The following is a 26360-nucleotide window of genomic DNA, read 5'->3' on the forward strand; positions in this document are numbered from 1 at the left end:
CCGGACATCACACGTCAGCCTGATGCCCGGTTTGCGACATTAACGCATTAGTAAGTAGATGCTTTCATTGCCGCGTACAATCTGCAGGGCGATGATGGCTGGTTTGGTTGCCAGCACTTTGCGCATTTCAGCAATTGAGTTCACCCGATCGCGGTTTACGCCAATGATCACATCGTCTTTTTGCAAACCAGCCTGGGCGGCAGGGCTATCTTTAACCACTTCATCGATCTTAATGCCTTTGCTGCCATCTTTTAGCTGACCATCGCTCAACGTTGCGCCTTCCAGCGCTGGTGTGATCATCTCAGCACTGGCGGATGATGAGGTGCTGGTATCGAGGGTCACTTCCACTTCCAGCGGCTTGCCGTTACGCAGCAGACCGAGCTTCACTTTCGTGCCCGGCTCGGTGGTCGCGATGCGCGAACGCAACTCGGCAAAGCTATTAAGTGGTTTGCCATTGAGGCTGGTAATAATATCACCCGCTTTCACGCCCGCTTTTGCTGAGCCAGAACCTGGTAGCACTTCGCTGACAAATGCTCCGCGTTGTACGTCAAGGTTGAAGGCTTTAGCGATATCGGCACTCATCTCTGTACCTTTGATACCTAACAGGCCGCGTTTGATTTCACCGAAGTCGATAAGTTGCTGTGCCAGGGTGCGGGCCATATTACTCGGAATGGCAAAACCAATCCCGACGCTACCACCGCCAGGAGCAAGGATTGCTGTGTTGATACCAATTAATTCACCGTTAAGGTTTAACAGCGCACCGCCGGAGTTACCACGGTTAATGGAGGCATCGGTCTGGATAAAGTTTTCCAGACCTTCAAGATTCAACCCGCTGCGACCTAATGCGGAAACAATCCCGGAGGTAGCGGTTTGCCCGAGCCCAAACGGGTTACCGACCGCGACGGCAAAATCACCGACGCGCAGTTTATCGGAGTCGGCAATGGCGATCTGCGTTAACTTGCCAGGATTCTGGATTTGCAGCAGGGCAATGTCGCTCTGGTCATCGCCGCCAATCAGCTTCGCATCAAACTCACGCCCGTCATTGAGCTGAATACTGATTTTCTGCGCCTGATTAATGACATGGTTGTTGGTCAGCACATAACCTTTACTGGCATTGATAATGACGCCGGAGCCTAAACCTTCGAAGGGTTGCGCTGGTTGATCCGGTAAATCATCACCAAAAAACTTTTTGAATTCTTCCGGAATTTTCTGCTCCTGGCTGGCGGTTCCTTCGACTCGAACGCTTACTACCGCGGGAAGCACTTTTTCCAGCATCGGGGCCAGACTGGGCAGTGGCGCTTGACCGGCAACCTGAGCGGGAATCGATGCGATGGCCTGAAACGGCGCCGAGAGAGTTAACCCGACACTTAACGCTAATGCACTCAACAGCTGGGTTTGTTTTTTCATTTATTCCTGCTCTCGTACCTGAATGATAAGAAAAAGAGATTCAAAACAGTTTGATGTTATTGAATTTTCAGATGGCTAACAATGAGACATCAAATTAAATGATAGTCGGAGGCGGGAGAAGAGGAGGGCGCAATGGCTGCGCCCGAAAAATAAATTAGTCGCGCTTCGCGCCAGTACGCAGCAGACCGGATGCGCCTTCAGAATAGTCACGCGGCATCTGCACTGGAGCCTGATCGTTGCTGGCTTCAGACTCGGCCAGACGATTGCGGAACGGGTTGGCTTCTGCGGACAGTTCCGGTAGCAGGCTGCTGGAGCTTTTCGCCATGTGTTGATATAGCTGGCGATAGTCGTGCGCCATGGTATCCAGCAATTCCGCACTGCGGGCAAAGTGGTTAACCAGCTCTTCGCGATACTCGTCCAGTTCAGCTTTATTTTTTTCCAGTTCGTACTGTAACGCCTGTTGCTGGCGTAACTTGCGATTACCAAAACGCATGGCCACAGCACCAATAATGATGCCGACGACTAACCCAATTAGCGCATATTCCCAGGTCATGAACATCTCCCGTTGTCTTTTGTTTCCGTAGGGTGTTGGCTTCAGGCTCCATGCCTGCGGCTGATTATGCCACTATAACCGTTAATTCCACAGAAGTGGAATCCCGACTGCATATCGCGTAGTGTAGAACGGCCTTTTTTTCGTCAACCGTGAACAACGGTACACCGATTATTCAAGGAATAACAATAACATCATGCAAAGCGTTACCCCGACATCGCAATACCTGAAGGCGCTCAATGAAGGCAGCCATCAACCCGACGACGTACAAAAAGAGGCTGTCAGTCGCCTGGAAATTATTTATCAGGAACTCATCAGTAGCACGCCGCCAGCCGCCAGGGTGAGCGGGATAATGGCGCGGGTCGGTAAGCTGTGGGGTAAACGTGAAGATACAAGCAACGCGCCGGTGCGTGGCTTATATATGTGGGGCGGTGTAGGGCGTGGAAAAACCTGGTTGATGGATCTGTTCTATCAAAGTTTGCCGGGAGAGCGAAAACAGCGCCTGCACTTTCACCGTTTTATGCTACGTGTGCATGAAGAATTAACCACATTGCAGGGGCAGAGCGATCCGCTGGAAATTATTGCTGATCGTTTCAAAGCTGAAACCGATGTGCTCTGTTTTGACGAATTTTTTGTCTCGGATATTACCGATGCTATGCTGCTGGGCGGCCTGATGAAAGCGTTGTTTGCTCGCGGTATAACGCTGGTGGCGACGTCAAATATTCCGCCGGATGAACTTTATCGAAATGGTTTACAACGTGCGCGTTTTCTTCCGGCTATCGACGCCATTAAACAGCATTGTGATGTGATGAACGTCGATGCTGGCGTTGATTATCGGCTGCGCACGCTCACTCAGGCGCATCTGTGGCTGTCGCCGCTCAATGATGAAACGCGTGAACAGATGGATAAGCTGTGGCTGGCACTGGCAGGTGCAAAACGAGAACAATCCCCCACACTGGAAATCAATCATCGACCGCTGGCGACAATGGGCGTAGAAAACCAGACACTGGCAGTGTCATTTATCACGCTGTGCGTCGATGCCCGTAGCCAGCATGACTATATTGCGCTCTCACGTCTGTTTCACACGGTGATGTTGTTTGATGTGCCTGTCATGACGCGGTTGATGGAGAGCGAAGCGCGGCGTTTTATTGCGCTGGTGGATGAGTTTTACGAGCGCCACGTCAAGCTGGTGGTGAGCGCGGAAGTCCCTTTGTACGAAATTTATCAGGGCGAGCGACTAAAGTTTGAGTTTCAGCGTTGTCTGTCACGTTTGCAGGAAATGCAAAGCGAAGAGTATTTGACGCGTGAGCATTTGGCGTAATTTATGCCATACGTCTTATCCTGACAGCGTACAAACAACCGCGTCATTGCTGATAAAACCTGCCACAAATCACAAAAAGGGGTCGATCTTTGACCCCGACTTCTCTATAATCCTGCGACCCCACGTTACAAGAAAGTTTTTTTCCCAAAACTTTTTGTGTGCTGGCATAGGCTATTCGAAGGGGTAGGTTTGCCGGACTTTGTCGTGTGAACCTCAACAATTGAAGACGTTTGGGTGTTCACCAACGTGTAACTATTTATTGGGTAAGCTTTTAATGAAAACTTTTACAGCTAAACCAGAAACCGTAAAACGCGACTGGTATGTTGTTGACGCGACCGGTAAAACTCTGGGCCGTCTGGCTTCCGAACTGGCTCTGCGCCTGCGCGGTAAGCATAAAGCGGAATACACTCCGCACGTAGATACTGGTGATTACATCATCGTTCTGAACGCTGACAAAGTTGCTGTAACCGGCAACAAGCGTACTGACAAAGTGTACTATCACCACACCGGTCACATCGGTGGTATCAAACAAGCGACCTTTGAAGAGATGATTGCTCGCCGTCCTGAGCGTGTGATTGAAATCGCGGTTAAAGGCATGTTGCCAAAAGGCCCGCTGGGTCGTGCTATGTTCCGTAAACTGAAAGTTTACGCGGGTAACGAGCACAACCACGCGGCACAGCAACCGCAAGTTCTTGACATCTAATCGGGATTATAGGCAATGGCTGAAAATCAATACTACGGCACTGGTCGCCGCAAAAGTTCCGCAGCTCGCGTTTTCATCAAACCGGGCAACGGCAAAATCGTTATCAACCAACGTTCTCTGGAACAGTACTTCGGTCGTGAAACTGCCCGCATGGTAGTTCGTCAGCCGCTGGAACTGGTCGACATGGTTGAGAAACTGGATCTGTACATCACCGTTAAAGGTGGTGGTATCTCTGGTCAGGCTGGTGCGATCCGTCACGGTATCACCCGCGCTCTGATGGAGTACGACGAGTCCCTGCGTTCTGAACTGCGTAAAGCTGGCTTCGTTACTCGTGACGCTCGTCAGGTTGAACGTAAGAAAGTCGGTCTGCGTAAAGCACGTCGTCGTCCGCAGTTCTCCAAACGTTAATTGCTTTCTGCTTCGGCAGAATACAATTTGCGAAAAAACCCGCTCCGGCGGGTTTTTTTATAGCTTAAGTCTGAATCTGTGTAAAAACAGAAAACGTGCTTTTTACTGCCACCCAACAGGTGGTAAAGGCAAAAACAACATCGCTGATAAGGGATTAAGTCAACCATTTCAGGCTAAGGAACATCTCTTTTTCCCCATTTCCGGCATCGACTTACCACAAAGGTCGCAAAATCTGGTAAACTATCATCCAATTTTCTGCCCAAATGTCGAGTATTGCTCATTTTTTGTTTGATTTTCGAACAGTGAAGGCAATTCCTCATTGGGTAACATAACTTCTGACCGGCCACCTGGTGGCTGGTAGCAGTAAAAATTCTGACTATACCTGGAGGTTTTCATGGCTGTCGCTGCCAACAAACGTTCGGTAATGACGCTGTTTTCCGGTCCTACTGACATCTATAGCCATCAGGTCCGCATTGTGCTGGCTGAGAAAGGTGTAAGTTTCGAGATCGAACACGTGGAAAAGGACAATCCGCCTCAGGATCTGATTGACCTCAACCCGAATCAGAGCGTTCCGACCCTGGTGGATCGTGAGCTGACCCTGTGGGAATCTCGCATCATTATGGAATACCTGGATGAGCGTTTCCCGCATCCGCCACTGATGCCTGTTTACCCGGTAGCTCGCGGTGAAAGCCGTCTGTACATGCACCGCATCGAAAAAGACTGGTACACGCTGATGAACACCATCATCAACGGTTCAGCCTCTGAAGCGGATGCCGCACGTAAGCAACTGCGCGAAGAACTGCTGGCCATCGCGCCGGTCTTCGGTCAGAAACCGTACTTCCTGAGCGATGAGTTCAGCCTGGTCGATTGCTACCTTGCTCCGCTGCTGTGGCGTCTGCCGCAACTGGGCATCGAGTTCAGCGGCCCGGGTGCGAAAGAGCTGAAAGGCTATATGACTCGTGTCTTTGAGCGTGACTCTTTCCTTGCTTCTTTAACTGAAGCAGAACGTGAAATGCGTCTGGGCCGGAGTTAATCTGTATGGATTTGTCACAGCTAACACCACGTCGTCCCTATCTGCTGCGTGCATTCTATGAGTGGTTGCTGGATAACCAGCTCACGCCGCACCTGGTGGTGGATGTGACGCTCCCTGGCGTGCAGGTTCCTATGGAATATGCGCGTGACGGGCAAATCGTACTCAATATTGCGCCGCGTGCAGTTGGTAATCTGGAACTGGCGAATGATGAAGTGCGCTTTAACGCGCGCTTTGGTGGCATTCCGCGCCAGGTTTCAGTACCGCTGGCTGCCGTGCTGGCTATCTACGCCCGCGAAAATGGCGCAGGAACGATGTTCGAGCCTGAAGCTGCCTACGACGAAGATGCCAGCATTATGAATGATGATGAAGCATCGGCAGATAATGAAACCGTTATGTCGGTCATTGACGGCGATAAGCCAGATCACGATGATGACCATCATCCTGACGATGAACCTCCGCAGCCCCCCCGCGGTGGTCGCCCGGCATTGCGGGTTGTGAAATAAATGATAAACAGGCCCATGTGGCCTGTTTTGCTATCTACCTTCTTTTCGCCTGATTTTAATACTGTGTTACGATAACTTCGCTATTATCCGTCAACATATTTTCCCAGAAGAGCCCTATGAACGCATTTGATCCGCAAGCAGAAGATTCTCCGGCTACTATCGGTCGTAACTTGCGTCGTCGTCCGCTGGCGCGTAAAAAACTCTCCGAAATGGTGGAAGAAGAGCTGGAGCAGATGATCCGCCGTCGCGAATTTGGCGAAGGTGAGCAACTGCCGTCTGAACGCGAACTTATGGCGTTCTTTAACGTTGGGCGTCCTTCGGTGCGTGAAGCGCTGGCGGCGTTAAAGCGCAAAGGTTTGGTACAAATTAATAACGGCGAACGCGCTCGCGTCTCGCGTCCTTCCGCGGATACCATCATTGGTGAGCTATCCGGTATGGCGAAAGATTTCCTTTCCCATCCTGGTGGGATAGCCCATTTCGAACAACTACGTCTATTCTTTGAGTCCAGCCTGGTGCGTTATGCGGCTGAACATGCCACCGATGAACAAATCGATTTGTTGGCAAAAGCACTGGAAATCAACAGTCAATCTCTGGATAACAACGCTGCGTTCATTCGTTCAGACGTTGATTTCCACCGCGTACTGGCGGAGATCCCTGGCAACCCGATCTTTATGGCGATCCACGTTGCTCTGCTTGACTGGCTGATCGCAGCTCGTCCGACAGTAGCTGACCAGGCGCTACACGAACATAACAACGTTAGTTATCAGCAGCATATTGCGATCGTTGACGCGATCCGGCGTCACGATCCCGACGAAGCCGATCGCGCATTGCAATCGCATCTCAACAGCGTCTCTGCCACCTGGCACGCCTTCGGGCAGACCGCAAACAAAAAGAAATAATGCCACTTTAGTGAAGCAGATCGCATTATAAGCGTTCTGTATGATGTGTTGCTTATTTGATCTGGTATAACAGGTATAAAGGTATATCGTTTTTAACAGGCAAGCATCACTTCAGAGGTATTTATGGCAACGAATTTACGTGGCGTAATGGCCGCACTCCTGACTCCTTTTGACCAACAACAAGCACTGGATAAAGCGAGTCTGCGTCGCCTGGTTCAGTTCAATATTCAGCAGGGCATCGACGGCCTGTACGTAGGTGGTTCAACCGGTGAAGCCTTTGTGCAGAGCCTTTCCGAGCGTGAACAGGTACTGGAGATTGTCGCTGAAGAAGCAAAAGGCAAGATTAAACTCATCGCTCACGTAGGTTGCGTCAGCACTGCGGAAAGCCAGCAACTTGCGGCATCTGCTAAACGTTATGGCTTTGATGCTGTCTCTGCGGTCACGCCGTTCTACTATCCTTTCAGCTTTGAAGAACACTGCGATCACTACCGGGCAATCATTGATTCGGCGGATGGTTTGCCGATGGTGGTGTACAACATTCCGGCACTGAGCGGTGTAAAACTGAGTCTGGATCAGATCAACACCCTGGTTACGCTGCCAGGCGTAGGGGCGTTGAAACAGACCTCTGGCGATCTCTATCAGATGGAACAGATCCGTCGCGAACATCCGGATCTGGTGCTCTATAACGGTTACGACGAAATCTTCGCCTCCGGCCTGCTGGCGGGCGCAGACGGTGGTATTGGCAGTACTTACAACATTATGGGATGGCGTTATCAGGGGATCGTGAAGGCGCTGAAAGAAGGGGATATCCAGACCGCGCAGAAACTGCAAACCGAATGTAATAAAGTCATTGATTTACTGATTAAAACGGGCGTATTCCGCGGTCTGAAAACCGTTCTGCACTATATGGATGTGGTGTCTGTGCCGCTGTGTCGCAAACCGTTTGGTCCGGTGGATGAAAAATATCTGCCAGAACTGAAGGCGCTGGCCCAGCAGTTGATGCAAGAGCGCGGGTGAGTTCTTTTCCCTCACCCGCCCCTACCGGGTGAGGGGAAATAACCGCATCTGTACCCTACAACTTTCATACCAAAGCGTGTGGGCATCGCCCACCGCGGGAGACTCACAATGAGTACAACGATCCAGAATATCCCGTGGTATCGCCATCTCAACCGCGCACAATGGCGGGCATTTTCCGCTGCCTGGTTGGGATACCTGCTTGATGGTTTTGATTTCGTTTTAATTGCCCTGGTACTTACCGAAGTACAGGGTGAGTTTGGGCTGACGACGGTACAGGCAGCAAGCCTGATCTCCGCAGCCTTCATCTCTCGCTGGTTCGGCGGCCTGATGCTTGGCGCTATGGGCGACCGCTACGGACGTCGACTGGCAATGGTCACCAGTATTGTTCTCTTTTCTGCCGGTACACTGGCTTGCGGCTTTGCGCCTGGCTACATCACTATGTTTATCGCGCGTCTGGTGATCGGTATGGGGATGGCGGGTGAATACGGCTCCAGCGCTACTTATGTGATTGAAAGCTGGCCAAAACACTTGCGCAACAAAGCCAGTGGTTTTCTGATTTCAGGCTTCTCTGTGGGGGCTGTAGTTGCCGCTCAGGTTTACAGTCTGGTGGTTCCGGTCTGGGGCTGGCGTGCGCTGTTCTTTATCGGCATTTTACCCATCATCTTCGCTCTCTGGCTGCGTAAAAACATCCCGGAAGCGGAAGACTGGAAAGAGAAGCACGCAGGTAAAGCGCCGGTACGCACGATGGTGGATATTCTTTATCGCGGTGAACATCGCATCGCCAATATTGTGATGACGCTGGCAGCGGCTACTGCGCTGTGGTTCTGCTTTGCCGGTAACCTGCAAAATGCCGCAATCGTCGCTGTTCTCGGGCTGTTATGTGCTGCGATCTTTATTAGCTTTATGGTTCAGAGTACGGGCAAGCGCTGGCCAACGGGCGTGACGCTGATGGTGGTTGTGTTGTTTGCTTTCCTTTACTCATGGCCGATTCAGGCGCTGCTGCCGACGTATCTGAAAACCGATTTGGCGTATGACCCACATACGGTCGCCAATGTCCTGTTCTTTAGTGGCTTTGGTGCGGCAGTTGGCTGCTGCGTTGGTGGCTTCCTCGGTGACTGGCTGGGAACGCGCAAAGCCTACGTTTGTAGCCTGCTGGCCTCGCAATTGCTGATTATTCCGGTATTTGCGATTGGCGGTGCAAACGTCTGGGTACTCGGTCTGTTACTGTTCTTCCAGCAAATGCTTGGTCAGGGGATCTCCGGGATCTTGCCGAAACTGATCGGCGGTTATTTTGATACCGACCAGCGAGCGGCGGGACTGGGCTTTACCTACAACGTTGGTGCATTGGGTGGTGCACTGGCACCGATCATTGGTGCGCTGATTGCTCAACGCCTGGACCTGGGGACGGCTCTGGGATCGCTCTCGTTCAGCCTGACGTTTGTGGTGATCCTGCTGATTGGTCTGGATATGCCCTCCCGGGTTCAGCGCTGGTTGCGCCCGGAAGCATTGCGTACTCATGACTCCATCGACGGCAAACCATTCAGCGGTGCGGTGCCGTTTGGCAACACCAAAGATGATTTAGTCAAAACCAAAAGTTAATCCTGTAGCCCGGTTCTGAACCGGGCCTTTCGCGAAGGGAAGAAGTATGTCGTTACTTGCACAACTGGATCAAAAAATCGCCGCTAATGGTGGCCTGATTGTCTCCTGCCAGCCGGTTCCTGACAGCCCGCTCGATAAACCCGAAATCGTCGCAGCTATGGCATTAGCGGCAGAGCAGGCCGGTGCGGTTGCTATTCGTATAGAAGGAGTGGCAAACCTGAAAGCCACTCGTGCGGTAGTGAGCGTGCCGATTATCGGGATTGTGAAACGCGATCTGGAGGATTCGCCGGTACGTATTACCGCCTACATTGAAGATGTTGATGCGCTGGCACAGGCGGGCGCGGACATTATCGCGATTGATGGCACCGATCGCCCGCGTCCGGTGCCTGTTGAAACACTGTTGGCACGTATTCACCATCATGGATTGCTGGCGATGACCGACTGCTCAACGCCGGAAGACGGCCTGGCTTGCCAAAAACTGGGTGCTGAGATTATTGGCACGACGCTTTCTGGCTATACCACGCCTGAAACCCCGGAAGAGCCTGATCTGGCGCTGGTGAAAACGTTGAGCGATGCCGGATGTCGGGTGATTGCCGAAGGGCGATACAACACGCCAGCGCAGGCGGCAGATGCCATGCGTCATGGCGCATGGGCGGTGACAGTCGGTTCAGCCATTACGCGTCTTGAGCACATTTGCCAGTGGTACAACACAGCGATGAAAAAGGCGGTGCTATGACCATACTGGCGATTGATATCGGCGGTACTAAACTTGCTGCCGCGCTGATTGGTGCTGACAGGCAGATCCGCGATCGCCGTGAACTCCCCACGCCTGCCAGCCAGACACCGGAAGCATTGCGTGAAGCCTTAGCCACATTAGTCGCACCGTTGCAAGCTCATGCGCAGCAGGTGGCCATCGCTTCAACCGGGATAATCCGCAACGGCAGCCTGCTGGCGCTAAATCCACATAATCTCGGCGGATTGCTGCACTTTCCGCTAGTCAAAACGCTGGAACAGCTTACCGACTTGCCGACGATTGCCATTAACGACGCACAGGCCGCAGCGTGGGCAGAGTATCAGGCGCTGGAGAGGGATATTACCGACATGGTGTTTATCACTGTTTCCACTGGTGTTGGCGGTGGGGTAGTCAGCGACGGCAAACTGCTTACTGGCTCAGGCGGCCTGGCGGGGCATATTGGACATACGCTGGCTGATCCTCATGGTCCAGTCTGCGGTTGTGGACGTGTCGGCTGTGTGGAAGCGATTGCTTCCGGTCGTGGCATTGCGGCTGCGGCGCAGGGTGAGCTGGCGGGGGCGAATGCGAAAACCATTTTTACGCGCGCCGGTCAGGGCGACGAACATGCACAGCAACTGATTCACCGCTCCGCACATGCGCTGGCAAGACTGATTGCCGATGTTAAAGCTACGACCGATTGCCAGTGCGTGGTGGTCGGTGGCAGCGTCGGGTTGGCAGAAGGGTATCTGGCGCTGGTGGAAACGTATCTGGCGCAGGAGCCAGCGGCATTTCATGTTGAGTTACTGGCGGCGCACTACCGCCACGATGCAGGTTTACTTGGGGCTGCGTTGTTGGCCCAGGGAGAAAAATTATGATGATGGGTGAAGTACAGTCATTACCATCTGCCGGTTTGCATCCGGTATTGATGGATGCGTTAACGCTGGCGTTAAGCGCCTGCCCACAAGAGAAATCGCCAGGTCGTTATGAACTGCGCGGCGATGATATCTTTATGAATGTGATGACATTTTCTACTCAGCCCGCAGAGAGTAAAAAAGCGGAACTACATACGCAATATGTTGATATTCAGCTTTTACTGAGTGGCGAAGAATGGATTAACTTCGGTGTCGCGGATTCCGCCCGTGCGTGCGAAGAGCTGCATGTGGAAGAGGATTATCAGCTTTGTAACGCCATTGAGAATGAACAAACCATTATCATGAAACCGGGGATGTTCGCCGTGTTTATGCCGGGAGAACCGCATAAGCCCGGGTGTATTGTTGAGTCCGTTGCTGAGATTAAGAAGGTGGTGGTGAAGGTGAATCGCCACATTCTTTAGCGCTATACTTTTAGCCCGGCTGAACCGGGCTTATTACTTTCTCAGGTTTGGGCGGAGCGCGATCACACCCCGACATTCACCGACATTTCCGGCCTACAACTCTTCCATCAGATACTGGAAATAGCACTCGGTCGTAAATTGCCCCGTACCCGCCGTATTGACTTCAACCGCAATGTTACTCAGCGTTTGGTCGTACGGCGAACTGTCAGCGACGACCGCCGTGACGTTACTGTTGCCACCCTCGACGTTTGTACATCCCTGGCTTGTGAGTTGGGTCATTTGGCTGACATAGCGACAGTAGCTGCCACGCGTATCATTCAGACTACCGTCACACAATTTGCCGCTTTCCATCAGATAGGTCGGCAGGTTGGCATGAACGACACCCCCCGTTGAGGCGATGTTGAGTAACATGTCATTCTGGACGCGATCTTTACTCCAGGAAATATCAAATGATGCCACGGGAACGGTGGGGCAGATGGAACCATGAGAGACAGGGCCGGCATAGGTACCACTGTACGCATTTGTTGATGTCGCCCAGATGTTGGCCACCCATGGGCAGCCGTAGGAGTCTGTCCCCGTTTCAACTTTAATTTTATACCAGCCGCAGTTCCATCCCTTTGGCAATGAGCCGCCACAAAGAGCGTCATCGACGTTGGAATTATCATAATCAGTAATGGTAATGGTGGGGGTTGGGGGAAGCGGGCCGGACCCACTGATGAGTCTCCAGGAGGTCAGCTTATAAGGATAATTGACATAAAATTTCACACCAGGTGCCAGGTCACCGCCAAACAGACCATTTGGCGTCAGGATGTTCATATGGAGCGCTACGTTCGTGACGCCGCTGTCGCCTATGCCATAGTATAATGTTTGACTATTAAAACTGATTTTGAGATTAGGTTTGGCAATGCTGCTGTTAGTCAATCCAATCGCTAATAACAAAAAGAGTAAAAACGAAGATATTTTTTTCATATCAGAAATACTCAAAAGTGGCGGTCATACTGGCGGAGAACTCGCCTGGTACAATCGTGACGCCGGGTTCAACCTGAAGCCAGGCATTGAAATTGAGCGTGGTATTCGGGGCGGTAAGCGGGAATGTCACCCCCGCAGCGCTATTAACCGGTACGGCAGTCCCGTTGCTTGTTTCAATCCCAATACCGACCCCACTGGCGCGTGAGCCCGATGCGAGCGCGAGGAAACCCGCCGCCAATAACGGGTCTTCAGTGCCGGAAAATGTCACCTTGACGTTTTGCAGAGAACTTTCACAGTTCGCCAGTTTCAGCGTCACCGGCACGCGCGCCGACTGCCCGCTGGCCTGTAAATCTGCTGCATCTGCGGGCGGAAAGATGATTTCTTCCATCGCAGTTCCGACAATGACCGGCGAACAGGAACCCGCCAGCAGGTTACCCGTGAAGTGGACGTTGTTCGCCGCATGAGCCGACACTGCTAACATCCCACACAGCGACAGCACCGATACTATTCGTTTCATCATTTCGCTCCCTGCTGTTATTGGTAATCCACGCGTAACGTCGCCCAGGCCTCGAAATTCTGTTCGCTGAGGTTCGCGCTGACGCTTTTTACGGGTACGGCTTCCAGAACGGGCAAATTTGCCTCATCGACAGTAATGGTGCTGCCTGGCTTAAAGGGCTGATTGTTTTCCCAGATTTTGATCCCTAATCCGTCGGCATTGGTTTTGATGGCGGCGTCGTCAAAGTCCACGACATCTCCTGTTAGCGTCAGGGTCATTGCCATCGAATTATCGCGGACGCTTGAGTCGCAGGTAATTTTGTACTCCAGCGGCTGCCTGTAATTGTTGCCATCGATTCGCGTGATGATCACATCACGGAAATTGACGTCTATTCTGGCGTTGTTGCTGATGGTGCAAACAGGCGGCGTCACCAGGTGGCCAATAAAGGTCAGATTATCGGCATGACACAGGCTGCATGCGGCTAAAAGTATCGCGCATCCGATTGTTTTCATTGATAATCCACCACCAGTGTCGCCCCTGCGGTAAAGTCGCCTGAACTGAGCGTTGTCGCTGAATTTTTTACTGGCGTTGCTTCCAGCGCCGGGCCGCTGCCTGAAAAATTAAAATGGAACCAGGATGTGCTCCCTGGCTCGAGGAGGGTATGTTCATTCACCGTACGGACCCGTATTCCCAGCCCATCCACATTCGTTTTCAGTACCGACTCGCCGTTGATGGTGACAACCGTACCCTGCAACTGCATTTTCAGTGCATTCGCAATTCGCTTATCGCAATTCAGGCTGTAACCCACCGTTTGGGTATAGTTTGTGCCGTCGATTTTGGTCGTGAGCACATCGTTAAAGTTCACCGTTCCGCCGGTGACGGTGCAAGGTGGCGGCGCGTCGACGGCGATACGTAACGTCATTTTTACGCTTTTATTCCCTGCATATACCGATGCACTCAGTAACATCAGAGCGCTCAATGACAGTGAAAGTGGGGCACTGCTTCGCCTTCTCATTAAGCCTCCGAATTATCCTTTACTGCTTCTGGCGTCATCGACATGGCACTCTGCGCCGCTGCACTGGAAATAGAGAGGCAGTCGTCCACCGTAGTCGTTGACATACGTCAGTACCGGCGCGCTTCCCAGATCGGACGCACGGCCTTTCATCTCCTGGCTGGTTGCAGGAGGCATCACCAGCGGTTCAAAGCCTGTGATGGGCTGACCGCCTTTCTGTGTACTGGCGGAGCTGATAATGACGTAATAACTGGTTGGGTTTTTGACCAGGTAATGTTCTCCCTCGCGACTCAGAGTGACCTGATGTTGCCAGGGATGCGCAGGATCGACCTTTTTGGCCAGCGCGGCGGGGCGATAGAACAGTTTGATACGCGTTTGCAGCGCAATTTGCAGCGAATTGGGTTTATCGCTTTTCGGCGGAATTTCTCGCACATTAAAGTAAAACAGCGTCTCTTTATCCTGCGCTAAGGTGCTAATGTCAGGCATTCCCTGCACTTTGACCTGACCTTCCGTTTTCGCCTCTATACGCTGCACGGGCGGCAGAACAGCCAGTGGCGAGGTGATTTTCTCGCCTTTTTCGTTTTCAACCCACGTCTGCGCTAAATAGGGCAGGGTTTGGCTGTCATTTTTGAGCGTCACGCTGATCGATTTCTCGCCGCCTTTATAGACCAGACGCGTGCGGTCTGGCGCAATGGCGGCCTGCGCGCAGGAGGTAAAAAAGAGAATTGCGCTCAGACAAGAAATATTCGTCTTCCACATCCCTGGTGCGTAAATGTTGTTATTTACCATGTTCCCTGTTCCTGAATAATTAATAGGCGTTGTCTGATAATGCTTCTGGTTTAGCCGATGGCGTAATGCGCTGTGTCTGCTCCTGGATAATCGGTTTTATCTCCATGGCAGGGCGCGGTTTATCCGGGTTGGCTAACTGACACGGCAATAACAAACCACTAAATAGGTTTTTCGGTAACGGGTCGGGCAATGAGACGTCACACTGTTTTTCGCCTGACCAGTAAACCTGTAAGTTTTCACCCGCTTTTACGCCAGCGAGATAGACATGCCCGTCGTCATCAACCAACCCGATTTGCTGCTGGTGGCTGTTTTTAACTTCCGCGCCAAAGGGGGGATAGTCGCCATTTTCCATGCGCAGAACGGCCATCGCTTTTTCACCGCTGATGACGCCAAATTCGCGATAGCCAATCGCACCTTCGGTAAGTGTGGCCTGCACAGTGGACTGCGTTGCCTCGGCATTTTCAGGCAATTGATTGATATCAATGCGAATTTGGTTGCGGTAATAGTCATTGACGTCCGTCAGAACGGCCTTGCCGAACCTATTGGAGTAGACCGGAGAGTTGTAGCCGCCGATGGGGACATCAGCGACGCCGCCGGTATCGACCAGAATACGGCTGCCGCCAGAGAGATTCGTGCGGTGTAATGCCCCACCTTTTGCGGTTAACGTTGCGCCGCCACGCATCGTCAGACCCGCAGAGGTGTAATCGCCTTCCTGATAGTTTGCGCTGACGTCCACGTCCGCATAACTCCCTTCATGGCTGTAGAACCCTTCAGCCCGGGTGTTATTGCCGGACTGGCCCAGACTTAATTGATAGTTGCTGCGATCGTTCAGGCGCTGGTAATAACTGACCTGGCTGGAATTGTCGTCGTCGCTAAACATGCCGTTGTAGCTGATGGACTTATCGTTGCTCCAGGGGATCATCAGTGAAACATAGACACCATCGTCGGATTCATTGTCATATTCACTGCGATAAGCGGTCAGAGAGAGGCTCATATTCTTCATTGAACCGATATCAAAATAGTGAGAGACCATGAGGTTGTAGTTGTTCTGGTCTCCTCTGTCCCAATATGTCCGGCGGTTCCAGGTCAGGTAAACGTTGAGCGCGGGGTCGCTAAAATTCTGGCTATAGCTGACGGTGTACATCTCTTTATCGTGGCCTGCACGGACGTTGTCATCATGCAGCGCATCGAGATATTCGCTCATCGTCATGTAGTTTTCTTCGGAAAACCGATAACCGGCAAAGGTAAAGCGGCTGTTTAACTGATCAAAATCTTTGGCGTAGCTGATGCGATAGGAGTTCCCCTGGAGAGTACCGTGTCCATATTCGCCCGCTTCCGGGAGTTGAGTTCGTGAATGGGTGACGTCAAGGGCGAGTGCTCCCAGTACCGCCATATCGCGGCCGATACCAATGGCGACGGCCTGATAATGTTCTTCACCCACAGCACCGCCGTACAGCGACCAGCTATTGGCAAAGCCCCATGATGCTTCACCAGCGGCAAACGCGTTACCTTCAGCGTGATGGTTCCAGTCCTGTGGACGCCCCACCGTGCCTTTGTAACGCACCATGCCCTGGCGGGTTAAAAAGGGAATGGAGGCGGTACTGACGTCATATTCCTGAACCTGGCCGCTTTGCTCTTCAATGCGGACATGTAAATCGCCGGATACCGCTTCGTTGATATCCTGAATATGGAATGGGCCAGCAGGAACCTGTGACTCATAAATAACGCGACCTTGCTGCGTTACGGTGACTTTCGCATTGGTACGCGCGACGCCAGAGATGTCCGGTGCATAGCCACGCAGGTTTGGCGGAAGCATTTGATCATCGGTTTGTACGCTGGCACCGAGGTAGTTAAAGGTGTCGAAGATATTCGAGGCAAGAGCGTCTTCACCGAGCGTCAGTTTTGCCCCAAGGCCGGGTAATGCACGCCATGCGTAATAGCGGCTCCATTCCCAGTCACGCAGATCTTGCCCTTCACTGTCGCTGGTATTCAGATAACTGGCCTGCCAGTCAGCACGTAAGCGCCATGCGCCCAGGTTACCGCCAACAGTACCGTTCGCCGTGATGTCATGTTCATCGACGCCATCATTCTGCTGATGGCGAACCTGAGCATTCATGTTGTAATCGAATATCAACCCGGGAATACCTTCATCCCAGCGCGAGGGCGGATCCCATTCTGCGTCGGTATATTCCAGCCAGGCCTGGGGGATCGTCACCTCAAGCTGGGACTGACTTAAATTTGCCTGTATTACCATGCCTTCAATCTGGCCCGGTTGCAGGCATTGGCCGTCTTTAATCCATTGTAATGTTTCGACTAATTCTGGTTTTAGTCCCAGCTTTGATATGACATCGGGAGAAAGACAAGGGAAGCTGTTACTCGGGTCATCCTCTTTAGGATACCAATGAATGTCATTCTCCTCTGCCAGAGGATATTTATTTACGACAACCTGCAAGTTGTAATTTCCCGGAAGGACATAACCTTTATGGGAAAATTTCCCTAAATCAATTTTTGTCCCACCTTTTACGTCAAGAAATTGGGTATTAAATTCAACAGCCTCTTCTGCATTGCTTTTCCCGGAGAGACCGGTCAGCGTCATCATGATTGCCAGACTTAATATTCGTAAGCGGAAAGGGGCATGGTGTTGCATCAGATAAACCGTCCTGATAATAACAATAATGAGTGTTTTTAATTTTTATTAATGCCCTGACATTCCTTGTTCAGGGCATTGCACTTATTACAGCGGGTAAATTACAGGTAGCTAATCTGGAAATTAACCTGGCTATTGAATTCACCAATATCAATTGTGCCAGTAGCGTCGCCTTTCACCCATGCGCTGAAATCGACTTCCTGGTTAGGCAGGCCTTTGGCCGGAGTGTTTCCATCCATCTGCAGTTTGGTTTCTGACGCAGTACCCAGTTTGAGTGCTGCACCTTTGCTGGTTCCGATAACAATACTGGCCCCATTCATTTCACCGCTGGCCCCCATCAGTGCCAGGTTGCCCGGGTTGGCCGTTGATTCGTTACCTGCTGCGCTGAACACCGTGGACATTTTGGTTTCAGTGGTGAATACGCAGTGTTCCAGACGGATTTTGAACGGCACAGCCGTGGAGGATTTGCCACCAGTCAGAGAACCCGTACCGATATGGCCGAGGTTAACGGTCTGATGTTCGTCACCCACCACAATGGAGCACGGAGAGTCTTCAATCGTACCGATAAAATTGACTGTGCCGGTATTGCTGCCCACCGCATTTGCATAAGATGAAAATCCCATAACCATCGCCGTTGCCAGTGCAGCTTTTACTAACTTTTTCATTATTTGTCCTTAAATTTAAATGTGAATAAGCACTGTTTTCCGTTAACAGTTAACGTGAGAGCCGTGCTTGCGCTTTAAATTTTTATAGGGGCTATTAATAAATATATTATTTATTCTTGTATTTGGGTCTAAATAAAATATTGTTTGCTGACTTTTTTGTTGAATAACCCACGCATAAATAATTTACCCGAGGTAAATATTAATGCGGAAAGTCTACGGCGTTATTTAATATTATGGTAAATCTTTTTTTGTGGTTGATTATCAGATTAGTACCTGATTAATGATTTAATATATGTTATTCATGTTGTGAATTTAATTTGTCGTAAGGCTATTCTTAATTGTTGGGAGATAGATGCTTTTTTCGCTTAAAAACCGAACGGCTATTTTGCATTTTAATGTAATCTATACTATTTATTTCTACTTTGAATATGTTGGCATTAATATTTTATTAAAAATTAATGAGAATAACATTCACGCTGTGAATTGTTTTATCAATAATAATGTTTTTTAATTAGGTTTGATTAATGATTTTTTACCACTGTATTTATTACGATTTCATTTATTAAGTGAGATATTCAAATTTATTGTCAGGGGGGGGAAATACTTTCAGACACAGAGTGTAATTTTCAGGAGAGAGATGTTTCGGGGGAGGGCTTCAGCCCTATCACCGGCCAGATAAAACGGATGATGATAGAGCCGTGAGAGGTTTTTGTTATACTTCCAGCCAGTTCATGATCCCGTCAGCAGCTTTGCGGCCTTCGGCAATTGCCGTTACCACCAGGTCTGAACCTCGCACAATGTCACCACCGGCGAAGATTTTCGGGTTGCTGGTCTGGAAGGCGTTGTCGCTTCGCTCTGGAGCGATAATGCGGCCCTGGGGATCCAGTTCGACGCTGTGTTGTGCCAGCCATTCCATGCTGTGTGGACGGAAACCAAACGCCATGATCACCGCATCTGCCGGAATGATATGTTCAGAGCCTGCGACAATCTCCGCGCGGCGACGGCCTTTAGCATCGGGTTCGCCCATTTCGGTACGCACCATTTTCACGCCGCTGACTTTGCCGTTGCCATTCACTTCAATACCCAGCGGCTGGACGTTGAATTTGAACTCCACACCTTCTTCCCGCGCGTTTTTCACTTCGCGACGGGAACCCGGCATGTTCTCTTCATCACGACGATAGGCACAGGTGACGTGCTTCGCTCCCTGGCGCACGGAAGTGCGCACGCAGTCCATCGCGGTGTCGCCGCCGCCAAGTACCACTACGCGTTTGCCTTCCATGCTGACGAACGGTTCTTCGTTGGTTTCGCCAAAACCCATTAACTGTTTGGTGTTGGCGATGAGGAACGGTAGCGCCGCGTACACGCCGTCGGCGTCTTCGTTTTCCAGTCCACCGCGCATTGACTGATAGGTCCCGACACCGAGGAACACTGCATCGTAATCGTTCAGTAGATCGTCCAGTTGTACGTCACGACCCACTTCGGTATTGAGTTGGAACTCAATGCCCATGCCGGTGAAGATTTCACGGCGGCGCGTCATCACCTCTTTTTCCAGCTTGAAGGCCGGAATGCCAAAGGTCAGCAGACCGCCGATTTCCGGATGACGGTCGAAGACGACAGCTTTCACACCGTTGCGCGTTAACACATCCGCACACGCCAGCCCCGCCGGACCTGCGCCGATAATCGCCACTTTTTTACCGGTCTGTTTTACGCCAGACATATCCGGACGCCAACCCATTTCGAACGCTTTATCATTGATATAGCGTTCAATGTTACCGATGGTCACCGCGCCAAATTCATCATTCAGGGTGCAGGAGCCTTCGCACAGGCGATCCTGTGGGCAGACGCGTCCACACACTTCCGGCAGGGTATTAGTTTGATGCGACAGTTCTGCCGCTTCAAAAATCCGCCCCTCGTTGGCGAGCTTCAGCCAGTTCGGGATGTAGTTGTGTACCGGGCATTTCCATTCGCAGTATGGGTTGCCACACGACAGGCAGCGGTCAGCCTGCGCTTTGGCCTGGCCTTCGGAAAACGGCTCGTAAATTTCGACGAACTCAATTTTGCGGATCTTCAGCGGTTTCTTTGGCGGATCAACGCGCTGCAGGTCGATAAATTGATAAACATTCTGACTCATTGTTGCTACCCCTTACTGCGCCTGCACGCGCAACTCTGCTGCACTACGACTACGGTGACCCAGCAGTGCTTTTACATCACTGGACTTCGGTTTAACCAGCGCGAATTTGCTGGCGAAGGTTGACCAGTTAGCCAGGATCTCTTCACCACGCTGGGAACCGGTGTGTTGCACATGCTCGGTGATAAGACCACGCAGATGCTCTTCATGGATCGCCAGGGAGTCAACGCTTAACACTTCCACCAGTTCCGGGTTAACGCGTTTGCGGAAATCACCACTTTCGTCGAGAACGTAAGCGAAGCCCCCGGTCATGCCTGCGCCAAAGTTAACGCCGGTTTTACCCAGAATACAGACGATACCGCCGGTCATATATTCACAACCGTTGTCGCCAATGCCTTCTACCACAGTGATAGCACCAGAGTTACGCACACCGAAACGTTCTCCTGCACGGCCTGCGGCATACAGACGACCACCGGTCGCGCCATACAGGCAGGTGTTGCCGATAATGCTCGCCTCATGGCTGCGGAAGGCCGAACCCACGGGTGGACGAATGGCGATTAAGCCGCCTGCCATGCCTTTACCAACATAGTCGTTAGCATCGCCAGTCAGATACAGCTCCACGCCGCCTGCGTTCCACACGCCGAAGCTCTGACCCGCGGTGCCGTTGAAGTACGCTTTGATAGGATCGGCTGCCAGCCCCTGATCGCCGTGTGTTTGCGCGATGTAGCCAGAGAGTGATGCGCCCACGGAACGGTCGGTGTTGCGAATATCGAACCAGAAGGTTTTGCTCTGGCGCTCATCGACAAACGGTTTCGCCTGTTGCAGCAACTGCGCGTTGAGTATGCCGTTATCAAACGGTGGGTTTTTCTCAGTGCAATAGAGCGCTTTACCCGGATGTGGCTCGGCGGTCTCCAGCAGGCGAGACAGTTCCAGTTTCTGTTGTTTTGCTGTGTAGCCGTCCAGTTCTTTGAGCAGGTCGGTACGACCAATCAGATCGACCAGACGTGTTACACCCAGTTGCGCCATCAGCTCGCGGGTTTCACGGGCGATAAACTCAAAGTAGTTAGTCACTTTGAACGGTAAGCCGTGATAGTGATTCTTACGCAGTTTTTCGTCCTGAGTTGCTACGCCGGTGGCGCAGTTGTTCAGGTGGCAAATACGCAGGTATTTACAACCCAGCGCCACCATCGGACCGGTGCCAAAGCCAAAGCTTTCCGCGCCGAGAATTGCCGCTTTGATGATATCAACGCCTGTTTTCAGGCCGCCATCAACCTGCAAACGAATTTTATGGCGCAGGCCGTTAGCCACCAGTGCCTGCTGAGTTTCCACCAGGCCCAGTTCCCACGGGCAGCCTGCGTATTTCACCGAGGAGAGCGGGCTTGCGCCGGTGCCGCCGTCATAGCCCGCGATGGTGATTAAATCGGCATACGCTTTCGCAACGCCAGTTGCGATAGTCCCGACGCCTGGTTCAGAAACCAGTTTGACGGAGATCATCGCTTTCGGGTTAACCTGTTTCAGGTCGAAAATAAGCTGCGCTAAATCCTCGATAGAGTAGATATCGTGGTGTGGCGGCGGGGAGATCAGCGTTACGCCCGGCACGGAGTAGCGCAGTTTGGCGATATACGGCGTGACTTTATCGCCAGGTAACTGACCACCTTCGCCCGGTTTCGCGCCCTGAGCGACTTTAATCTGAATCACGTCGGCGTTAACCAGATACGCCGGGGTTACGCCGAAGCGGCCAGAAGCGACCTGTTTGATACGTGAGACTTTATTGGTGCCGTAACGCGCCGGATCTTCACCGCCTTCCCCGGAGTTAGAGTTACCGCCGATGCTGTTCATCGCTTCCGCCAGCGCTTCGTGGGCTTCCGGGCTTAATGCGCCGATAGACATCGCTGCGGTATCGAAGCGTTTAAACAGTTCACTGGCTGGTTCAACATCAGCAATGTTGACCGCATCATCACCCGGAGTAATCGCCAGCAGATCGCGCAGTGTCGTTGCCGGACGCTCGTTAACCAGCTTCGCGTATTCCTGATAGTCGCTGTACTCGCCACTCTGAACTGCCTGTTGCAGTGTGCGCACGACGTCCGGGTTGTAGGCGTGGTATTCGCCGCCATGCACGTATTTTAACAAGCCGCCCTGGCTGATGGGTTTACGCGCCAGCCAGGCACGTTTTGAAAGATTCAGCAGATCCTGCTGGAAATCTTCAAAGCTCGCGCCGCCAATGCGGCTGACTGCGCCCTGGAAGCACAGGCTCATCACGTCATCGTGCAGACCGACTGCTTCGAACAGTTTCGAGCAGCGGTAAGAGGCGATGGTGGAGATGCCCATTTTGGACATGATTTTGTACAAGCCTTTGTTGATGCCGTTACGGTAGTTCAGCATCACGGTACGATAGTCTTTGGCAATCGCATGGGTGTCGATTAAGCGTCCCAGCGTTTCATAGGCAAGGTACGGATAAATGGCGGTTGCACCGAAGCCCAGCAGCACAGCGAAGTGGTGCGGATCGCGGGCGCTGGCGGTTTCGACGATGATGTTGGCATCGCAACGCAGGCTTTGATCGACCAGACGGGTCTGGATCGCGCCAACCGCCATCGGAGCCGGAACCGGCAGGCGATCTTTACCGATATTTCGGTCTGAAAGTACCAGTAGCACGGTGCCGCTACGTACCATTTTTTCGGCTTTATCGCACAGCTCTTTAACCGTCGCTTCAAGCGTGGTTTTGCTAACGTCAAAGGTGATATCCAGCGTATCTGCGCGATAGTGCTCCTCTTTCATGGTCGTGAGCTGTTTGAAATCGGAGTAGAGCAGAATTGGCGATTTAAAGCTTAAGCGGTGCGCCTGGCCTTCTGCTTCGCAGAAGACGTTCATTTCACGACCGATGCTGGTGGCGAGCGACATGACATGCGCTTCACGTAGGGGGTCGATTGGCGGGTTAGTCACCTGGGCAAATTGCTGACGGAAGTAGTCGTAAATAATACGCGGCTGGCTGGAGAGCACGGCGAATGGGGTGTCGTCGCCCATCGAACCGACGGCTTCCTGGCCGTTTTCGCCCAGTACGCGGATCACGGAATCCAACTCTTCCGCGCTGTAGTTAAACTGTTTCTGGTAGCTGGCAAGCGTGTCGTCGTCCAGTTCGCGACTCCCCACTTCTTCATCAGGCAAGTCTTCAAACGGCACCAGACGGCGGACGTTTTTCGCCATCCACTCTTTGTACGGATGGCGGCTTTTCAGGTCATCATCGGTTTCCGCCGAGTGCAGAATACGCCCACTGCGAGTGTCGATCACCATCAGCTCACCTGGCCCGACGCGGCCTTTTTCCACCACTTCATCAGGCTGATAATCCCAGATGCCGACTTCAGAGGCGCAGGTGATCAACTTATCTTTGGTGATGACGTAGCGTGCCGGACGCAGACCGTTACGGTCGAGGTTACAGGCGGCGAAACGACCGTCGGACATCACGATGCCCGCCGGGCCATCCCACGGCTCCATATGCATGGAGTTAAAGTCGAAGAACGCGCGCAGTTCCGGGTCCATATCCGGGTTGTTCTGCCAGGCAGGTGGCACTAACAGACGCATGGCGCGGATGATATCCATCCCGCCCGCCAGCAGCAGTTCCAGCATGTTATCCATCGAGCTGGAGTCGGAGCCGGTTTCGTTCACAAACGGTGCTGCGTCGTGTAAATCGGGGATTAGCGGCGTCTGGAATTTATAAGTACGGGCACGCGCCCACTGACGGTTACCTGTGATGGTGTTGATTTCACCGTTATGTGCGAGGTAACGGAATGGCTGCGCCAGTGGCCAGCGCGGCACGGTGTTGGTGGAGAAGCGTTGATGGAACAGGCAGATAGCTGATTCCAGACGCAGATCCGCAAGATCCAGGTAAAAGCGCGGCAAATCCGCCGGCATACACAGACCTTTATAGATGTTGACCAGATTCGACAGGCTACAGATGTAGAAGTCTTTATCGGATTCGAGACGTTTCTCAATGCGGCGACGGGCGATAAACAGACGGCGTTCCATATCGCGCGGACGCCAGCCAGCCGGAGCGTTAACGAAAATTTGCTCAATGCGTGGCAGAGAGGAGAGGGCAATTTCACCCAGTACGCCTTCGTTGGTGGGGACATCACGCCAGCCCACAATCGACAATGTTTCGCGTTGCAGCTCTTCTTCAACGATGCGGCGTGCGGCAGCGGCGAGTTCGGGATCTTTATTCAGAAAGATCATCCCGACGGCGTAGTTTTTCGCTAAACGCCAGCCGCGTTCTTGCGCAACGATGCGAAAAAAGCGATCCGGTTTTTGTAACAGCAAGCCGCAACCGTCGCCGGTTTTACCATCAGCGAGAATCGCGCCACGGTGCTGCATGCGGGCCAGTGCGTGTATTGCCGTACGCACTACCTTGTGGCTAGGTTCGCCTTCTATGTGGGCGATCAGGCCGAAACCACAGTTGTCCCTCTCAAGGGATTTATCGTACAACATATCGTGAACCTCCCCCAGGCTCTGCGGGAACCCCACTTCCGAACCGTAACGCACGGGCACAGAAAGAGCGTGGCGACGGGGTTTGCGTTTCATACGCTTACCTCGCATTCGCCCCCTTTTTTTGTCCTTTTCGCATCGGTTAATACGGTGAAGAGGGGATCTCAATTACTGCATAAATATGATGAGCAGGCTGCTCATCCAGAAAGCTTCCAGCGGATTTCCAACTTATCGGTAAAGGCGACACAGGTCAAATGGCAAGCTTATTGGTATAGAAATGTGCTTTAGCGCAAAAATATTCATTAATTTATTGAAATTAAATGAAATATCTTATTTTGAATTAAAGTGGGGTGAAAAAGGAAAACGTTGAGTTCCTGACTACTATAGAGGCGTGTTAACCCTTATCCTGCCTTGAACTGACGCTTAAGCCAGCATTTTATACTGCATTGAGAGATAAAGGCGTTTCATACTACTGTTTTTGTTTAAAATCCATTAGCGGATAAAAAAATCCGACGCAAGATAAGGAAAAGTAATTAATACGATATTGCATTAAATCTCAGTAATTGTGATTGAATATGCAGTTGGTAAAGGCAGGCCAGGGCGATTGATCCAGGTCATCGCGGAATTGAGCTAAAAATGGCAGGCTTTGGCCTCTTTTCAAGGCGCGGTCTATCAGATTATGCAGTTACAGAAATTAGTCAATATGTTTGGTGGAGATCTTACCCGTCGTTACGGGCAAAAGGTGCATAAACTGACGCTGCACGGTGGTTTTAGCTGCCCGAATCGTGATGGCACCATCGGACGCGGTGGCTGCACATTCTGTAATGTTGCCTCGTTTGCCGACGAAGAACAGCAACATCGTTCTATTGCCGAACAACTGGCGCATCAGGCAAATTTAGTTAATCGCGCGAAACGCTATCTGGCTTACTTTCAGGCTTATACCAGCACTTTTGCGGAAGTTCAGGTACTGCGCTCTATGTATCAGCAGGCGGTGAGTCAGGCCAATATTGTCGGTTTGTGTGTTGGCACCCGCCCGGACTGCGTACCGGATGCTGTGCTGGATCTGCTTTGCGAATATAAAGATCAGGGTTATGAAGTGTGGCTGGAACTGGGACTGCAAACCGCTCATGACAAAACGCTACACCGTATTAACCGTGGCCATGATTTCGCCTGTTATCAACGCACGACGCAACGGGCACGTGAACGCGGGCTGAAAGTGTGCTCGCACTTAATTGTCGGCCTGCCGGGTGAAGGACGCACTGAATGTCTGCAAACGCTGGAGCAGGTGGTGGAAACCGGTGTTGACGGCATAAAACTGCATCCGCTGCATATCGTGAAAGGCAGCATTATGGCGAAAGCATGGGAAGCGGGGCGTTTGAACGGTATTGAACTGGACGATTACACGCTGACAGCGGGAGAAATGATCCGCCATACACCACCGGAAGTTATCTATCATCGTATTTCCGCCAGCGCCCGTCGCCCGACGCTACTTGCCCCACTGTGGTGTGAAAATCGCTGGACGGGAATGGTCGAGCTGGATCGCTATCTTACTGAACACGGCGTGCAGGGATCGGCGTTGGGACGCCCGTGGATGCCACCTTCCTCGTAGTTAATCTGGGGAATTCCGCATTTCTCACACAATTTTCAGCGTAACTGTCAGAATTGGGTATTATTG

The 26360-nt window shown here is 51.9% G+C and carries 23 protein-coding genes; 12 read left to right on the forward strand and 11 right to left on the reverse strand.

Annotated features, from left to right (window positions below; translation table 11 throughout):
- Positions 1-39: 39 nt before the first annotated feature.
- Together degQ and zapG are read right to left on the reverse strand one after the other, a co-directional pair.
- Positions 40-1407, reverse strand: coding sequence for a serine endoprotease DegQ (degQ, locus tag BEA93_RS17945; RefSeq protein WP_105224853.1), 1368 nt, complete (start codon positions 1405-1407; stop codon positions 40-42).
- Positions 1408-1561: 154 nt separating this feature from the next.
- On the reverse strand, positions 1562-1960 hold the full coding sequence (gene zapG / locus BEA93_RS17950) for a Z-ring associated protein ZapG (protein WP_010345273.1): 399 nt from the start codon (positions 1958-1960) through the stop codon (positions 1562-1564).
- Positions 1961-2153: 193 nt separating this feature from the next.
- On the opposite strand from zapG, the gene zapE reads away from it, so the two are divergent.
- The 11 genes from zapE (at position 2154) to nanQ (ending at position 11506) form a co-directional block, all read left to right on the forward strand.
- Positions 2154-3278 carry a cell division protein ZapE gene (zapE, locus tag BEA93_RS17955; RefSeq protein ID WP_001192361.1) on the forward strand — a complete coding sequence of 375 codons (1125 nt, stop codon included), beginning with the start codon at positions 2154-2156 and terminating at the stop codon, positions 3276-3278.
- Positions 3279-3552: 274 nt separating this feature from the next.
- Entirely contained in the window at positions 3553-3981 is a 429-nt protein-coding gene (gene rplM, locus BEA93_RS17960) for a 50S ribosomal protein L13 (RefSeq protein ID WP_001517180.1), read from the forward strand.
- A gap of 15 nt (positions 3982-3996) precedes the next feature.
- Positions 3997-4389 carry a 30S ribosomal protein S9 gene (rpsI, locus tag BEA93_RS17965; protein ID WP_000829818.1) on the forward strand — a complete coding sequence of 131 codons (393 nt, stop codon included), beginning with the start codon at positions 3997-3999 and terminating at the stop codon, positions 4387-4389.
- A 394-nt stretch (positions 4390-4783) separates the two neighbouring features.
- On the forward strand, positions 4784-5422 hold the full coding sequence (gene sspA / locus BEA93_RS17980) for a stringent starvation protein SspA (protein ID WP_000257293.1): 639 nt from the start codon (positions 4784-4786) through the stop codon (positions 5420-5422).
- Positions 5423-5427: 5 nt separating this feature from the next.
- Positions 5428-5925, forward strand: coding sequence for a ClpXP protease specificity-enhancing factor (gene sspB / locus BEA93_RS17985; protein WP_000366123.1), 498 nt, complete (start codon positions 5428-5430; stop codon positions 5923-5925).
- 116 nt (positions 5926-6041) lie between these two features.
- Positions 6042-6824, forward strand: coding sequence for a transcriptional regulator NanR (gene nanR / locus BEA93_RS17990; RefSeq protein WP_000990909.1), 783 nt, complete (start codon positions 6042-6044; stop codon positions 6822-6824).
- Positions 6825-6947: 123 nt separating this feature from the next.
- Positions 6948-7841: an N-acetylneuraminate lyase gene (gene nanA, locus BEA93_RS17995; protein ID WP_000224706.1), complete on the forward strand. Its 894-nt coding sequence runs from the start codon at positions 6948-6950 to the stop codon at positions 7839-7841.
- A gap of 108 nt (positions 7842-7949) precedes the next feature.
- Positions 7950-9440 carry a sialic acid transporter NanT gene (gene nanT, locus BEA93_RS18000; protein WP_000108263.1) on the forward strand — a complete coding sequence of 497 codons (1491 nt, stop codon included), beginning with the start codon at positions 7950-7952 and terminating at the stop codon, positions 9438-9440.
- A 46-nt stretch (positions 9441-9486) separates the two neighbouring features.
- On the forward strand, positions 9487-10176 hold the full coding sequence (locus tag BEA93_RS18005; RefSeq protein ID WP_000054233.1) for an N-acetylmannosamine-6-phosphate 2-epimerase: 690 nt from the start codon (positions 9487-9489) through the stop codon (positions 10174-10176).
- Positions 10173-11048, forward strand: a complete 876-nt coding sequence (gene nanK, locus BEA93_RS18010; protein WP_001517179.1) for an N-acetylmannosamine kinase — start codon at positions 10173-10175, stop codon at positions 11046-11048. Before BEA93_RS18005 ends, nanK begins: the two co-directional genes overlap by 4 nt.
- Entirely contained in the window at positions 11045-11506 is a 462-nt protein-coding gene (gene nanQ / locus BEA93_RS18015; RefSeq protein ID WP_105224852.1) for an N-acetylneuraminate anomerase, read from the forward strand. The genes nanK and nanQ overlap by 4 nt, the downstream gene beginning before the upstream one ends.
- 93 nt (positions 11507-11599) lie before the next feature.
- On the opposite strand, the gene BEA93_RS18020 is transcribed toward nanQ, so the two are convergent.
- The 9 genes from BEA93_RS18020 to gltB form a co-directional block, all read right to left on the reverse strand.
- A complete protein-coding gene (locus tag BEA93_RS18020; RefSeq protein ID WP_105224851.1) occupies positions 11600-12475 on the reverse strand; it encodes a StfH/YfcO family fimbrial adhesin in 876 nt (291 codons plus the stop codon).
- A gap of 1 nt (position 12476) precedes the next feature.
- Positions 12477-12992 carry a fimbrial protein gene (locus BEA93_RS18025; protein ID WP_105224857.1) on the reverse strand — a complete coding sequence of 172 codons (516 nt, stop codon included), beginning with the start codon at positions 12990-12992 and terminating at the stop codon, positions 12477-12479.
- Between the two features lie 17 nt (positions 12993-13009).
- Entirely contained in the window at positions 13010-13483 is a 474-nt protein-coding gene (locus tag BEA93_RS18030) for a fimbrial protein (protein ID WP_016249255.1), read from the reverse strand.
- Positions 13480-13986, reverse strand: coding sequence for a fimbrial protein (locus BEA93_RS18035; RefSeq protein WP_085449318.1), 507 nt, complete (start codon positions 13984-13986; stop codon positions 13480-13482). The genes BEA93_RS18030 and BEA93_RS18035 overlap by 4 nt, the downstream gene beginning before the upstream one ends.
- 12 nt (positions 13987-13998) lie before the next feature.
- On the reverse strand, positions 13999-14742 hold the full coding sequence (locus tag BEA93_RS18040) for a fimbria/pilus periplasmic chaperone (protein WP_172954572.1): 744 nt from the start codon (positions 14740-14742) through the stop codon (positions 13999-14001).
- Positions 14743-14791: 49 nt separating this feature from the next.
- Positions 14792-17419, reverse strand: coding sequence for an outer membrane usher protein (locus tag BEA93_RS18045; RefSeq protein WP_105224849.1), 2628 nt, complete (start codon positions 17417-17419; stop codon positions 14792-14794).
- Between the two features lie 101 nt (positions 17420-17520).
- A complete protein-coding gene (locus tag BEA93_RS18050; RefSeq protein WP_016262592.1) occupies positions 17521-18084 on the reverse strand; it encodes a fimbrial protein in 564 nt (187 codons plus the stop codon).
- Positions 18085-18796: 712 nt separating this feature from the next.
- Positions 18797-20215 carry a glutamate synthase subunit GltD gene (gltD, locus tag BEA93_RS18055; protein WP_000081688.1) on the reverse strand — a complete coding sequence of 473 codons (1419 nt, stop codon included), beginning with the start codon at positions 20213-20215 and terminating at the stop codon, positions 18797-18799.
- Positions 20216-20227: 12 nt separating this feature from the next.
- Positions 20228-24688 carry a glutamate synthase large subunit gene (gene gltB / locus BEA93_RS18060; protein ID WP_105224848.1) on the reverse strand — a complete coding sequence of 1487 codons (4461 nt, stop codon included), beginning with the start codon at positions 24686-24688 and terminating at the stop codon, positions 20228-20230.
- Positions 24689-25364: 676 nt separating this feature from the next.
- Here gltB and BEA93_RS18070 point away from each other — a divergent pair.
- Positions 25365-26294: a TIGR01212 family radical SAM protein gene (locus BEA93_RS18070; protein WP_001517170.1), complete on the forward strand. Its 930-nt coding sequence runs from the start codon at positions 25365-25367 to the stop codon at positions 26292-26294.
- Positions 26295-26360: the final 66 nt, after the last annotated feature.

Source organism: Escherichia sp. MOD1-EC5950, from assembly GCF_002965345.1.
Lineage (GTDB): Bacteria > Pseudomonadota > Gammaproteobacteria > Enterobacterales > Enterobacteriaceae > Escherichia > Escherichia marmotae.

What these genes read in the sequence shown, in the direction of transcription:
- degQ (WP_105224853.1), bottom strand. Translation starts at nt 1,407, where the DNA reads ATGAAAAAACAAACCCAGCTGTTGAGTGCATTAGCGTTAAGTGTCGGG.
- zapG (WP_010345273.1), bottom strand. Translation starts at nt 1,960, where the DNA reads ATGACCTGGGAATATGCGCTAATTGGGTTAGTCGTCGGCATCATTATT.
- zapE (WP_001192361.1), top strand. Translation starts at nt 2,154, where the DNA reads ATGCAAAGCGTTACCCCGACATCGCAATACCTGAAGGCGCTCAATGAA.
- rplM (WP_001517180.1), top strand. Translation starts at nt 3,553, where the DNA reads ATGAAAACTTTTACAGCTAAACCAGAAACCGTAAAACGCGACTGGTAT.
- rpsI (WP_000829818.1), top strand. Translation starts at nt 3,997, where the DNA reads ATGGCTGAAAATCAATACTACGGCACTGGTCGCCGCAAAAGTTCCGCA.
- sspA (WP_000257293.1), top strand. Translation starts at nt 4,784, where the DNA reads ATGGCTGTCGCTGCCAACAAACGTTCGGTAATGACGCTGTTTTCCGGT.
- sspB (WP_000366123.1), top strand. Translation starts at nt 5,428, where the DNA reads ATGGATTTGTCACAGCTAACACCACGTCGTCCCTATCTGCTGCGTGCA.
- nanR (WP_000990909.1), top strand. Translation starts at nt 6,042, where the DNA reads ATGAACGCATTTGATCCGCAAGCAGAAGATTCTCCGGCTACTATCGGT.
- nanA (WP_000224706.1), top strand. Translation starts at nt 6,948, where the DNA reads ATGGCAACGAATTTACGTGGCGTAATGGCCGCACTCCTGACTCCTTTT.
- nanT (WP_000108263.1), top strand. Translation starts at nt 7,950, where the DNA reads ATGAGTACAACGATCCAGAATATCCCGTGGTATCGCCATCTCAACCGC.
- BEA93_RS18005 (WP_000054233.1), top strand. Translation starts at nt 9,487, where the DNA reads ATGTCGTTACTTGCACAACTGGATCAAAAAATCGCCGCTAATGGTGGC.
- nanK (WP_001517179.1), top strand. Translation starts at nt 10,173, where the DNA reads ATGACCATACTGGCGATTGATATCGGCGGTACTAAACTTGCTGCCGCG.
- nanQ (WP_105224852.1), top strand. Translation starts at nt 11,045, where the DNA reads ATGATGATGGGTGAAGTACAGTCATTACCATCTGCCGGTTTGCATCCG.
- BEA93_RS18020 (WP_105224851.1), bottom strand. Translation starts at nt 12,475, where the DNA reads ATGAAAAAAATATCTTCGTTTTTACTCTTTTTGTTATTAGCGATTGGA.
- BEA93_RS18025 (WP_105224857.1), bottom strand. Translation starts at nt 12,992, where the DNA reads ATGAAACGAATAGTATCGGTGCTGTCGCTGTGTGGGATGTTAGCAGTG.
- BEA93_RS18030 (WP_016249255.1), bottom strand. Translation starts at nt 13,483, where the DNA reads ATGAAAACAATCGGATGCGCGATACTTTTAGCCGCATGCAGCCTGTGT.
- BEA93_RS18035 (WP_085449318.1), bottom strand. Translation starts at nt 13,986, where the DNA reads ATGAGAAGGCGAAGCAGTGCCCCACTTTCACTGTCATTGAGCGCTCTG.
- BEA93_RS18040 (WP_172954572.1), bottom strand. Translation starts at nt 14,742, where the DNA reads ATGTGGAAGACGAATATTTCTTGTCTGAGCGCAATTCTCTTTTTTACC.
- BEA93_RS18045 (WP_105224849.1), bottom strand. Translation starts at nt 17,419, where the DNA reads ATGCAACACCATGCCCCTTTCCGCTTACGAATATTAAGTCTGGCAATC.
- BEA93_RS18050 (WP_016262592.1), bottom strand. Translation starts at nt 18,084, where the DNA reads ATGAAAAAGTTAGTAAAAGCTGCACTGGCAACGGCGATGGTTATGGGA.
- gltD (WP_000081688.1), bottom strand. Translation starts at nt 20,215, where the DNA reads ATGAGTCAGAATGTTTATCAATTTATCGACCTGCAGCGCGTTGATCCG.
- gltB (WP_105224848.1), bottom strand. Translation starts at nt 24,688, where the DNA reads ATGTTGTACGATAAATCCCTTGAGAGGGACAACTGTGGTTTCGGCCTG.
- BEA93_RS18070 (WP_001517170.1), top strand. Translation starts at nt 25,365, where the DNA reads ATGCAGTTACAGAAATTAGTCAATATGTTTGGTGGAGATCTTACCCGT.